Here is an 11,941-nt window from a genome sequence, read left to right on the forward strand (position 1 = left end):
GGCCCGCCCTACCGCCACCTCGCCGGGCGGGCGGGCCGGCCCCCCCCCGGGGCCCCGCCGACGCCACCCGGCGCAGCCCATGACGCCGAGTCGGCCCACAGCGCGGCTCCCGCCGCCGTCCAGGGGAAATCCGGCTCGACGGAGAACGCTCCGAGCGGGTGGACTGGGCCCATGACACCACCACAGCAAGAGCTGCTGCCCGCCACCCGCCGGGCACTGCTGCACCGCCTCGCCACCGCCCAGACCGAGGGACGCGCCCCGTCGCTGGTGGCGGCCGTGGTCCGTGACGGCACGGCGGTCTGGCACGGGGCGAGGACGCCGGCCGACGGGCCCGAGGCGGGCGAGGACGTGCAGTACCGGATCGGTTCGATCACCAAGACGTTCACCGCGGTGCTCGTCCTGCGCCTGCGCGACGAGGGGGTACTCGACCTCGGTGACCCGCTGGAGAAGCACCTGCCGGGCACCGGCGCCGGACAGGCCACGATCCGTGAGCTGCTCGCCCACACCGGTGGACTGGCCGCGGAGTCCCCTGCTCCGTGGTGGGAGCGCACCCCCGGCTCCCTGCGCCCGGAGCTGTCCGACGTCCTCGGCGAACGCCCTCTCCTGCACCCCCCGGGGCGGCGCTTCCACTACTCCAATCCCGGTTACACCGTGCTCGGCGCCCTCGTCGAGAAGCTGCGCGGGGCGCCCTGGGAAGGCGTGCTGCGGCGAGAGGTGCTCGACCCACTCGGCCTGACGCGCACCAGCGGCCGGCCGCAGCCCCCGTACGCAGCCGGCTGGGCGGTGCATCCGTGGGCCGACGTGCTGATGCCGGAGCCAGCGGAGGATCTGGGACGCATGGCGCCGGCCGGCCAGCTCTGGTCCACCACCGGGGATCTTGCCCGGTTCGCGGCCTTCCTGGCCCGCGGCGACACCCGTGTGCTGGGGGCGGAGAGCCTGCGGGAGATGCGGTCCCCCGCCGCCCCCGCGGAGGCCACCGACCTCGCCTACGGGCTCGGACTGCAGCTCCAGCACCGGGACGGCCGGTTGCTCGTCGGCCACTCTGGCTCGCTGCCCGGATTCCTCGCCAACCTCACCCTCTGCGTCGCCGACGACGTCGCGGCGGTCGTTCTGGCGAACTGCACCTCAGGACCCCAGCTCTCGGTACTGGGCGCCGAACTCGTCGGGATCGTCGCCGACGCAGAACCCCGTGTCCCCGCACCCTGGCGGCCCCTGCGGGAGGCCGATCCGGCCGTGCTCGAACTGGCAGGCGCCTGGTACTGGGGAACGAACGCCTTCGCACTGCGGCTGACCGCCGACGGACTGCTCTCCCTGGAGCCGCTGTCGTCCGCCGGACGCCGCTCCCGCTTCCGCCGCGACGGGGACGGGACGTGGACGGGTCTGGAGGGCTACTTCGCAGGCGAGACGCTGCGCGCCGTGCGCCGGTCCGACGGCAGCGTGAGCCATCTGGACCTCGGCTCCTTCCACTTCACCCGCACGCCCTACGAGTCCGGCACCGAGGTACCCGGCGGTGTGGACCCCGGCGGCTGGCGGGGTATCGGGTAGTGCTGTGACCGGAAGAGCCCGCCGAGCGGGTGGACCCTTCCGGTCACAGCACCAGGTGCGCTGCCTCGGGGGGGGGCCGGGCGAGTGGGACGTCGAGGCTGTGAGGGGGTGTTTCACGTGAAACACCCCGCCCCCGGGTCAGAGCTGGAGCTTGAAGCCCACGTGTGAGGCGCTGAAGCCGAGCCGCTGATAGAACCGGTGGGCGTCGGTGCGGGACACGTCCGAGGTCAGCTGGACCAACTGGCAGCCCAGCCGCCGCGATTCCTCGATCGCCCACTCGATGAACTGCGTGCCCAGTCCGCTGCCGCGCTCGTCCGCGTGGACGCGTACGGCCTCGATGACGGCCCGGGAGGCGCCCCTGCGGGACAGCCCGGGGATGACGGTGAGCTGAAGGGTGCCCACGACGCGGTTCTCGCGTACGGCCACGGCCTGGTGCTGGTTCGGGTCGGCCGCGAGCCGCTCGAAGGCCTTCCGATACGGGGCCAGGTCGTCCAGGGACTCTCGCCCGGCACCCAGCGGGTCGTCGGCGAGCAGTGCGACGATCGCGGGGATGTCGCCCGCCAGCGCGGGCCGTATCTCAAGATCTGCCATGCCCGCACCCTACGCGCGCCCGGAGGTCTCCATGATGTGTGCGGGCAGGGCCGGTTCGGGGTGCAGGGCGGCGGCGCGCTCCGGGCACCGTACGGGTGGCGCGCCCGGCACCGTGGTCGCCGGTCCGCGCGCGCGGAGAAGCGGTGCCGCGCTCCGTGACGGCCTCTGCCCTGCGGAGTGAACAGCGGAGTCCGTCCGGGAGGCGCCCAGGCCCGGCGTGAGAGCCAGGGCAGATCCCGAAGCACCTGTGCGCCCGGCCCCGGGCGCTCTGCCGGGGTGTCAGCCCGCCGCCACGGTCAAGGGGGCGAACCGGCGCCGCCAGTCGCCGGGCAGATCCCCGATGCCATGAGTCATCACTGCGTTGAAGGCGACGGAGACGAGCCCGTGGTCCTTGGCCCAGTCGATGAGTTCGGTGTGCCGTACGTCGATGTCGGTGCGCAGGGGCCGGTCCGTGCATGCGGCGAGCGAGGTGACGAGCGCCTTGGCCGTGGCGGTGTCCCGGGCGACGAGCGGGCCCACGACATGGGTCTCCATGTTGGGCCAGGCGGCGGCGTAGCCGGTGATCCGGCCGTCCTCCTCGGCGACGTGCAGCAGGTCCGCGAAGGCCGGCAGCCGGGTCACCATGTGCGTGCGGTCGCAGCCGAACACGGGCTCGTCCAGCCGGACCAGTGCCGGAACGTCCTCTGCGGTGGCCGGCCGGGTCGCGACGCCGGACGCCGTGTGCTCAGGGCCCACCGGGGTCACCCGGTTCAGAGGGTCCACAGGGAGTCCGGGCCGGAAGGAGCCACGGAGCATCTCGGCGCGTCCCGTGACCTTGAAGCCGAGCTCCTCGTACAGCGGGAGCCCGTTCGGGGTTGCATGCAGGGTCAGGGGCGTGGTGCCCATGGACGCCATCACGTGCCGCATCATGCGCCGTCCGACGCCCCGGCGGGCATACCGCTCCGCGACCAGGACCATGCCCACCGCCGCGAGAGCGGGACGGTCCTGCGGGCCGTACACGGTGACGACGCAGGCGCTGAGCAGCCCGCCCCCGGGGGCGTCGATGCCGTACCCCCTCCCGGCCGTCAGCAGGAGACCCCACTTGTGCTCCTCACGCGGCCACCCCCTGTTCTCGGAGAGGTCGGCGCAGGCGGCGAGGTCACGCAGCGTCAGGCGACGAATGGGCAGAGCGGAGAGGGAAGGTGTCGGCACGCCGCTTAGGCTGTCCGACCGGCACCCTTGACGTCCACCTGTTTCGGAGGGCACGTGGGCGCTTTTGGCCACCCGACGACACAGGCACGCCAGGTCAGCGGATACGCGGTGTTTCACGTGAAACATCGGCGAACACCGGCCGACGCCGAGTCGGCCGGCGGCTGCGCGCTCCTGGAGACGCTGCGGGGGAGATCCCGGCCGACTCCTCCCCGGCCGTGACGCGCCGTCACACGGTGTTCGGGGTCGTCCCGGAGCCGGACCGGAGAGCGTCGGCACGTCGTCTCCGCCGCGGGGCCGTCGGCACGCCGGAAACCGGTGGTGGCGGACGCCCGCGGGCTCGGCCTCCGGTCAGCCCAGATCGGGTGCGTGCATGGCGCGGACTCCCTCGATGTTTCCGTCCAGGAAGTGACGCAGCGACAGCGGTACGAGGTGTACGGAGGCGATGCCGACGCGCGTGAAGGGCACTCGGACGATCTCGTACTCGCCGATGGGCTCGTCGACCTCGGGCCCGTGGCGCAGCCTGGGGTCCATCGACTCCAGACGGCAGACGAAGAAGTGCTGCACCTTCACGCCGGTCGCGCCGCCGTCCTCGCCGATGTGCTCGACGGTGTCGACGAAGCAGGGCACCACGTCGGTGATCTTGGCGCCCAGTTCCTCGTACACCTCACGGTGCAGCGCGTCGACGACGGTCGGGTCGTCCGGCTCCACCCCGCCACCCGGGGTGAGCCAGTAGGGATCCATGCCCGGCTTGGTGCGCTTGATCAGGATCAGGTCGTCGCCGTCCAGCAGGACGGCACGGGCTGTGCGCTTGACCACGGGTCGGACGGTCATGGGAGAAATGTGGCCCCGCTGGTTCCACGTGAAACATCGCAGAACGTGACCAATCCGTCCTGTCGCGTGACGGGTGCCCGGCGCCTGGTCAGCTCCAGCCGGCTGCCGTGTGCAGCAGCCGCTCATAGGCGCGGGCAATGTGCGGCATCGCCAGCGTTCCCGTGCGGACGACCAGGAAGTACGTCCGCAGCGGCGGAACGGCGGGGTCGTGCAGAGCGACGAGGTCCCCCGTCGCCAGGGCGGGCGCGCACAGATAGCGAGGCAGCACGGCGAGCCCCGCCCCCGCGCGGGCGCAGGCGAGGACGGCCCGCAGATCGGGGACGACGACCGTGCCCGAGGTGGTGGGACGGCAGTCGAAGACGGAGGCCCAGTAGCGGGAGACGAACGGCAGCGAGTCGTGCACCTCCAGGACCGGCACGCCCTCGAGTGCGGAGGCGTCCTTGCCGGGCAGCGGGCCGTGCCCGGTCTGTTCCGCCCAGGAGGGGGCGGCGACCAGGACATGCTCCTCGTCGCAGAGCGCGGTCGCCGTGAGCAGCGAGCCGCGCGGCCGCACCGTGCTGATGACGAGATCGTGGTGTCCGGCCGCAAGCCCGTCGAGCGTGCCGTCGGCATGTCCGAACGAGACGCGCAGGGCTAAGGCCTGCCCGGACTCACCCGTCAGCTCCATCAGCGTGGGAAGCACCCGTTCGGCCGTGAACTCGGGCGGACCGGCCAGGTGCAGGGTCCGCAGCGACGACGTCTCGTCCAGCCCGCTCTCGGCGATTCCGACGAGCGCGTCGAGGTGCGGCGCCGCCTTGTGCGCAAGCTCGTCGCCGATGGTGGTCGGGGTCACCCCGCGGGCCTGCCTGAGGAACAGGGGGCGACCCAGCTGCCGCTCCAGCGTACGGATCTGAGAGGTGACGGCCGGCTGGGACAGGCCCAGGAGGGCCGCGGCGCGGGTGAAGGAACCGGCCCGGTGCACGGTGACGAACGTGCGCAGCAAGGCCAGGTCCATGGCGCACCCTCCCCTTCTCCGCCCTCCTCCAGCCTTGGGCAGGGCCCCACTATAAATAAGTCGATAGGTTGCTGTCGCTGCTGTGATTGGACACTGACACAGAGTCAACTAGCCTTGTGCGCGCGGTTCTTCGCGCGCAGAACCGAGGACGGTCCGAGCCACGAGGGGGGAGGCTCGGACCGTCCGCCCGGCCGGAACCGTCCCGACCGTGACTGCTGACCGAGAACATCCGGCCGGCAGCGTTCCGGGACCGCGGTCGGCGGCGTTCCGGGGACCGCCCGGCACGGGACCGCCCGGCCCGGCCGGCGCGCCGGCACCCGTGCCCCGCGAGCGGCTACCGCGCCGATTCCTCCAGCGCCCGCAGCACGTCCGCCACGAGATCCTCCGGGTCCTCCGCGCCGACCGACAGCCGCACGAACCCCTCCGCCACCGCGTCGCCGCCCCACCGGCCCCGCCGCTCCGCCGTGGACCGCACGCCGCCGAAACTCGTCGCGTCGTCGACCAGCCTCAGTGCTTCCAGGAAGCGGTCCGCCCGCACCCGCGTGGGCAGTGTGAAGGACACCACACAGCCGTAGCGGCGCATCTGGCGCGCGGCAACCGGGTACGACGGGTCCTTCGGCAGCCCCGGATAGCGGACGCCGAGGTCCTCGGGCCAGTCACGCAATGCTTCGGCGACCGCGAGAGCCGTGGCGCTCTGCCGTTCGGCGCGCAGTGCCAGGGTGGCGATCGAGCGGTGCGCGAGCCACGCCTCCATCGGACCCGGGATCGCCCCGACGATCTTCCGCCAGCGCCGGACGGCCGTCATCGCCTCGCCCGCACGCCCGCTGACATAGCCGAGCAGGACGTCTCCGTGTCCGGTGAGCTGCTTGGTGCCGCTGGCCACCGCGAAGTCCGCCCCCAGCTCCAGCGGGCGCTGCCCGAGCGGCGTGGCCAGGGTGTTGTCGACGGCCACCAGGGCGCCACGGGCATGCGCCGCCTCCGCGAGCCGTCGCACGTCGCACACGTCGAGCCCCGGGTTGGACGGCGTCTCGATCCACAGCAGTCGCGCCCCGTCCAGGACATCGAGCTGGGCGTCCCCACCGGTCGGCGCGGTGCGCACCTCGACCCCGTACGCCTCCAGCTGCGCGCGGACGAGGGGCAGCGCCTGGTAGCCGTCGGAGGGCAGCACGGCGACATCGCCGGCCCGCAGCTGGGAGAAGAGCACCGCGGACACGGCCGCCATGCCGGACGCGAGGACGAGCGTCTCCACGCCCGCCTCGCCCGGTGCCTCCAGCTCCCCGATCGCCTGCTCCAGGCGGACCCAGGTCGGGTTCTCGTCGCGGCCGTAGGTGTAGGGGCCCGTCGGCTCGCCCGGCAGATGGAAGTGCGCGGCGAACACCGGTCCCGGCAGGGACGGTTCGTACTTGACCGGCTCGGGCAGACCCGCACGCACCACGCGCGTGCCGTCCCCCTCCGGCCCGTTCCCCGAAGCGTTCACGCGGCCTCGCCCCCCAGGTGCTCGCGCACGCTGGTGAGGAGCGCCGCGCTCGCCTCCTCCACCAGCGCGAGGCACTCCTCGAAGCCGTCCAGGTCCCCGTAGTACGGGTCGGGGACGTCGAGGTCCGCGCCTCCGGCACCGGCCGCGTCGCGGGAGCCGCCCGGACCGGAGGGCAGGGCGTAGGAGCGCAGCAGGCGCACCTTCCGCGCGTCCTGCTCGGTGGGCGCCAGCCGGCGCAGAGCCTTGACGTGCCCGGAGTCGAGCGCGATCACCAGGTCCAGCCGGGAGAACCAGGAGGCCCGGAACTGACGTGCCGTGTGATCGCTGTCATAGCCGCGCTCGTCGAGGACCGCCACCGTCCGTGGATCAGCGGGGTCCCCCTCGTGCCAGCCGCCCGTGCCGGCACTGTCGACCACGACCTCACCGGCCAGGCCCGCCTCCGCCACCTGCGCGCGGAACACGGACTCGGCCATCGGGGAGCGGCAGATGTTGCCGGTGCAGACGAAGCAGACGCGGTAGGCCATGGCGCTCAGTCCCCGTCGGGCAGGACGACGTTGAGCGCCCACGAGACGATCGAGATGATCAGGCCGCCCAGAACGGCCGTCCAGAAGCCGTCCACATGGAAGCCGAGGTCGAGCTTGTCGGCCAGCCATGACGTCAGCAGCAGCATCAGCGCGTTCACCACCAGGGTGAACAGGCCGAGCGTGAGAATCACCAGCGGCAGGCTCAACAGGCTCACCACCGGCTTGACCAGGAAGTTCACCAGACCGAAGAGCAGTGCCACGAGCAGCAGGGTGCCGATCTTCGCGCCGGTGCTGTCACCGGTGAGAGTGATTTTGCCGAGCAGCCACACGGCTACTGCCAGGGCACCCGCGTTGGCGATCGTCTTGACTACGAAATTCATCATGTGTCTGATCGTGGCAGACGGGATCCGTTACGAGCAGGGGCATGGGGGCAACAAAGCGATGAAGGCATTCCGGCTGGACGAGCTGGAGGCGGAGCGCGCCGCCAACGACGGCGCCTACCTGCAGTTCCTCCGGGAACGGAACATGTCGGTCGGGCTGTACGCACTCGACGCCGGCCGGCACGATCCGCAGTCTCCGCACCGGCAGGACGAGGTGTACTTCGTCGTCAGCGGCCGCGCCTCGATCACCGTGGGCGCGGAGACCACCCAGGTGGCACGCGGCAGCGTCGTCTACGTCCCGGCCGGGGTGCCCCACAAGTTCCATCACATCAGCGAGGACCTGCGGGTTCTCGTCGTGTTCGCACCGCCCGAGCGCTGATCCCCCGAGTCCGGACCCCAGGATTCCCTAGGGGACCGGTCAGGGGAGGACAAGGGGTGCGGGCGTCCCACCGGACCCCTCGCCCGTCCTAGCATCAAGGGCAGGACATCCGAAGCACCCGCTGGGCGGACAGGCCCGGCGGGACAGGAGAGAAGGGCAAGGGCGATGCGAGAGATCTTCGCGGGGCTGCCGTGGTGGGTGAAGTGGGTCGCGGTGCCGGTCATCGCCCTGGTGGTGTTCGGCGGGCTGATAGCCAGCGTCGTCGGGTTCGTGATCGCCCTGCTGTTCAAGGTGCTGGTCTTCGTGGCCCTCGTCGGCGGCCTCATCTACGTCGTACGGAAGTTCACCTCCAGCTCCTCCTCACGCGGCGACTGGTGAAGCTGCGGGAGCCGGTGGGCGGCAAGGCGAGACCACCGGTTCCCTCGGGCGAGGGAAGTTTTCCGGGCAGGGCGTCACGGGGCGACGACAGGCCGTTAAAGTCCGGAACTCCACGCAGGCACGCCCCGCGACCGGCGTACCCCTCCACCCACCCACCCACCTCGCCCCGTGTCCGCGCACGGGCAGCATCCTCGCGCCCCGGGAGCGCCCCTTGGCCACGGTTGACACCGCCCCCGCCGAACCCCACGCACCCCCGGCTCCGGCCGGTGCCCCCGCGAGGCCGGCCGGCCCGCCGGCCCGTACCGCCCTCGCCAGGCCGCCCGCGCAGCCCGCCCCCGACCGGCCGCGCGACCCGCTGCCGGCCACCACGCTCATCGGCTCCGTGCAGCGTGCGATGCGTCTGCTGGAGTGCGCCGCCGGACACGCGTACGGCGCGCCCGCCAAACAACTCGCCCGGGAAGCCGGCCTGGCCCTTCCCACGGCCTACCACCTGCTGCGCACCCTTGTGCACGAGGGCTACCTGCGCCGCGACCGGGGCCTGTTCTTCCTCGGGGACGCGGCCGAGCGTCTGAGCAGCAGCGGCGCCCAGCAGAAACGTCGCAGCACCATGGCCGCGGCCCTCGCGCAATGGCGCGATTCCATCGGTGCGCCGGTGTACTACGCGGTGTACCGCAACGGCGAGATCGACGTCGTCTGCGTCTCCGACACCCCGGCCCGGCCGGCCGTGGAGGAGTGGGCCGACTTCCGCGAGACGGCCCATGCGCACGCTATCGGTCAATGCCTGCTGTCCCAGCTGGACGCCGAGGCCCGCCGCGATCACCTCGACCGCCACCCGGTGCGGTCCATCACTCCGTACACGGTGCGTGACCAGGGTGCCCTGCTGCGACGGCTGGACCGGATCGGGCGGATGGACCCGGTGGTCGAACGCCAGGAGTACGCGCTGGGCGCCGTCTGCGCGGCGTTCCCGCTCACGGTGGGCAGTACGGCGGCCTCGGTGGCGATCTCCCTGCCCACGCGGCAGGCCGACCGGCTGCTCCCGGCGGTGCGACAGCTGCAGAGCGAGGCCGGGCGCCTGCTGGGGGCGCTGTCGCTCTCTATCAGTATCTGAAAACTCACTCCTTGTGATCTCACGCGTACGTTGAGCAAGATGCCAGCAGGATCAGGAGTTCGTTCCCCGCCATTCGACGGCAAAGGGCAGGCGATGCGCGAGTCGGTGCAGGCAGAGGTCATGATGAGCTTTCTCGTCTCCGAGGAGCTCTCCTTCCGGATCCCGGTGGAACTGGGCTACGAGACCTGCGATCCGTATGCGGTCCGGCTGACCTTTCACCTGCCCGGTGACGCCCCGGTGACCTGGGCGTTCGGGCGGGAACTGCTGATCGACGGGGTGGCCCGGCCGAGCGGCGAGGGCGATGTGCGGATCGCTCCCGTGGAAGCGGAGACGGTCGCAGAGGTGCTGATCCGGCTTCAGGTGGGCAGCGACCAGGCGGTCTTCCGGTCCTCGACGGCGCCGCTCGTCGCGTTCCTCGACCGTACGGACAGGCTGGTTCCGCTGGGCCAGGAGACGTCGCTCGCGGAGTTCGACGCCCACCTCGAGGAGGCGCTGGACCGCATCCTGGCCGAGGAGCAGAGCGCGGGATGAACCCCGGCACCACCGAGTTGCCGTAACGCTTCATCAGCTGCCCGGGGGGAGCGGAACCGCAGGCGGGAGAGGTACGCGGCACCGGATCCGGACGTGGCAGAGGAGCGCAGGCCCGGCAGGGGGGCGTGCCCGAGCGGGGCACCGCGGACGGCCTCCCGCGGGGCCTGCCGCCCGTCACGCCCCGCCGTGCCACTGCGACCCCGGCTCGGCCCGTGCACCCGGCCTCAGCGCTTGCGGCGGCGTCCCCGGCCTCCCGGACGGGGTGCGGCGGGCGCGGTGCCCGCGGCGCCGTCGCCGGCGGACGGGGCCGGCCGGTCGGCGGAGACCATCACCGCGGCCAGCGCGGTCGTCACCGGTACGGACGCCACCAGCCCGATCGAACCGACCAGAGTCCGCACGATCTCCTGGGCCACCAGCTCGCTGTTGGCGACCGTGCCCACGCTGCTCTGCGCGATGGAGAACAGCAGCAGCAGCGGCAGCGCGGCGCCCGCGTAGGCGAGAACGAGCGTGTTGACCACCGACGCGATGTGGTCGCGGCCGATCCGGATACCGGCGCGGTACAGGCCGCGCCAGCCCATGGTGGGGTTGGCCTCGTGCAGCTCCCAGACCGCCGAGGTCTGGGTGACCGTGACGTCGTCCAGCACACCGAGCGAGCCGATGATGATCCCCGCCAGCAGCAGACCGCTCATGTCGATCGACGGGTACAACCCGTGGATGAGGCCGGTGTTGTCGTCGGTGTTGCCGGTCAGCGCGGCCCAGTCGACGAACCACGAGCCGAGCACGCCGATCAGTACCAGCGAGATCAACGTGCCGAGCACGGCCACCGAGGTCCGGGCGGACAGGCCGTGGCAGAGGTACAGCGCGATCAGCATGATGGCGCTCGATCCGACCACCGCCACGAGCAGCGGCGGCGAGCCCTGGAGGATCGCCGGCAGGATGAAGAAGGTGAGCACCAGGAAGCTGATGGCGAGCGAGATCAGCGCCATCAGGCCGCGCAGCCGGCCGACGAGCACCACGGCGAGCGCGAAGAACCCGGCGAGTACGGCCAGCGGCAGCCGCCGGTTCACGTCGGCGACGGAGTACTGCAGGTCCTCGGGCGCGGAGGGCTCGTAGGCGACCACGACCTTCTGGCCCTGGTGCAGCTGCCGTGACTGGTCGGGCTGGACGATCTCGGTGAACGTCCGCCCCTTGTCCTTGCCCGTGTCGACCCGGATCGTCGCCCGCTTGCAGTCGCCGTTCGCCTGCTGCACGGCCGAGGAGCCCTCGGCCGTCGAGGTGTCGCCGGTCGGGGTGGGCCCCGAGGCGTTGACGGACGCGCAGTCCACCTGGTCGATCCTGGTCACCGTGGCTTGCTGCGTCTGCCGGTCGAAGCCCACTCCGGTGCGCTCGTGCGAGGGCGCGCCCCCGGGCCACAGCACGGCGAGTCCCACCACGACCGCGGCGGCGAACGGGACGAGGATCGCCGCGATCACCCGCCGCAGGTGCCGGGAGACGGGTGCGGCCGGCCCATGGGCGTGGCTGTGCGAGTGCCCGTGACCGTGGCCCCCTTCATCACCGCGTCCACCCCTGCTGTCGTGCCCGTCCGGGCCTTGGCCGTCGTGTCCGCTGCCGCTGCCTTGCCCGGCCCCGCCTTCCTGACCACCCCTGCCGCTCCCTCGGCCGGCTCCGCCTTGGTGGCCGGCTCCGCGGCCGGGGCCGGGTGCGCCACCGGGACCGCCGCCCCTCCCTGGACCGGAACCGCTGCCGACACCGTCGGGCGGGCCCTCACCACGGTCTGCGCGTACCTGCCCGGGCGCCGCGGCGCCGGGACCGTACCCCTGGCCCGCTGCGCTCGCGCCGCCGGTGGCGGCCTCTCCGTAGCGGCCGTTGCCCGGGCGGGCCACTGGGCTGTGACGGCGGGGTTCGGGCGGCGGGAACGGGGGCTGCTGAGGTGTGGTCACCGACCGATCATCGCAAGAACGGCGGGGGCCCCCTGTTCACCGCGCCCGAACTGGCGCTAGCGTGGAGGCACC

The 11,941-nt window shown here is 72.4% G+C and carries 13 protein-coding genes; 5 read left to right on the forward strand and 8 right to left on the reverse strand.

What is annotated here, in order from left to right; translation table 11 throughout:
- Positions 1 to 171: 171 nt before the first annotated feature.
- Complete coding sequence (locus AC5K6T_RS23260) at positions 172 to 1,545, forward strand: serine hydrolase domain-containing protein (RefSeq protein ID WP_493211861.1); 1,374 nt, start codon at positions 172 to 174, stop codon at positions 1,543 to 1,545.
- 138 nt (positions 1,546 to 1,683) lie between these two features.
- Here AC5K6T_RS23260 and AC5K6T_RS23265 read toward each other — a convergent pair whose 3' ends face one another.
- From AC5K6T_RS23265 to AC5K6T_RS23295, 7 genes are all read right to left on the reverse strand, one after another.
- Positions 1,684 to 2,136, reverse strand: coding sequence for a GNAT family N-acetyltransferase (locus AC5K6T_RS23265; protein WP_493211863.1), 453 nt, complete (start codon positions 2,134 to 2,136; stop codon positions 1,684 to 1,686).
- Between the two features lie 279 nt (positions 2,137 to 2,415).
- On the reverse strand, positions 2,416 to 3,327 hold the full coding sequence (locus AC5K6T_RS23270) for a GNAT family N-acetyltransferase (RefSeq protein ID WP_493211865.1): 912 nt from the start codon (positions 3,325 to 3,327) through the stop codon (positions 2,416 to 2,418).
- 348 nt (positions 3,328 to 3,675) lie between these two features.
- The gene (locus AC5K6T_RS23275; RefSeq protein ID WP_493211867.1) at positions 3,676 to 4,158 is read right to left on the reverse strand and encodes an NUDIX domain-containing protein; all 483 of its coding nucleotides are present in this window, start codon (positions 4,156 to 4,158) and stop codon (positions 3,676 to 3,678) included.
- 88 nt (positions 4,159 to 4,246) lie between these two features.
- Entirely contained in the window at positions 4,247 to 5,152 is a 906-nt protein-coding gene (locus AC5K6T_RS23280; RefSeq protein WP_493211869.1) for a LysR family transcriptional regulator, read from the reverse strand.
- A gap of 334 nt (positions 5,153 to 5,486) precedes the next feature.
- Complete coding sequence (locus tag AC5K6T_RS23285) at positions 5,487 to 6,629, reverse strand: cystathionine gamma-lyase (RefSeq protein WP_493211871.1); 1,143 nt, start codon at positions 6,627 to 6,629, stop codon at positions 5,487 to 5,489.
- Positions 6,626 to 7,153, reverse strand: coding sequence for a low molecular weight protein-tyrosine-phosphatase (locus tag AC5K6T_RS23290; protein WP_493211873.1), 528 nt, complete (start codon positions 7,151 to 7,153; stop codon positions 6,626 to 6,628). Before AC5K6T_RS23290 ends, AC5K6T_RS23285 begins: the two co-directional genes overlap by 4 nt.
- A gap of 5 nt (positions 7,154 to 7,158) precedes the next feature.
- Positions 7,159 to 7,536: a phage holin family protein gene (locus tag AC5K6T_RS23295; protein WP_493211875.1), complete on the reverse strand. Its 378-nt coding sequence runs from the start codon at positions 7,534 to 7,536 to the stop codon at positions 7,159 to 7,161.
- Positions 7,537 to 7,594: 58 nt separating this feature from the next.
- Between AC5K6T_RS23295 and AC5K6T_RS23300 the strand changes: the two genes are divergently transcribed.
- The 4 genes from AC5K6T_RS23300 (at position 7,595) to AC5K6T_RS23315 (ending at position 9,929) form a co-directional block, all read left to right on the forward strand.
- Positions 7,595 to 7,912, forward strand: a complete 318-nt coding sequence (locus tag AC5K6T_RS23300; protein ID WP_493212193.1) for a cupin domain-containing protein — start codon at positions 7,595 to 7,597, stop codon at positions 7,910 to 7,912.
- 165 nt (positions 7,913 to 8,077) lie between these two features.
- Positions 8,078 to 8,290, forward strand: coding sequence for a DUF5326 family protein (locus tag AC5K6T_RS23305; protein ID WP_493211877.1), 213 nt, complete (start codon positions 8,078 to 8,080; stop codon positions 8,288 to 8,290).
- Between the two features lie 211 nt (positions 8,291 to 8,501).
- Positions 8,502 to 9,398, forward strand: coding sequence for an IclR family transcriptional regulator (locus AC5K6T_RS23310; RefSeq protein ID WP_493211879.1), 897 nt, complete (start codon positions 8,502 to 8,504; stop codon positions 9,396 to 9,398).
- A gap of 93 nt (positions 9,399 to 9,491) precedes the next feature.
- Positions 9,492 to 9,929, forward strand: a complete 438-nt coding sequence (locus AC5K6T_RS23315) for an SsgA family sporulation/cell division regulator (protein ID WP_493211881.1) — start codon at positions 9,492 to 9,494, stop codon at positions 9,927 to 9,929.
- Between the two features lie 224 nt (positions 9,930 to 10,153).
- On the opposite strand, the gene AC5K6T_RS23320 is transcribed toward AC5K6T_RS23315, so the two are convergent.
- Complete coding sequence (locus AC5K6T_RS23320) at positions 10,154 to 11,869, reverse strand: YibE/F family protein (protein WP_493211883.1); 1,716 nt, start codon at positions 11,867 to 11,869, stop codon at positions 10,154 to 10,156.
- Between the last annotated feature and the right edge of the window lie 72 nt (positions 11,870 to 11,941).

Source organism: Streptomyces sp. B8-7 (assembly GCF_058833805.1).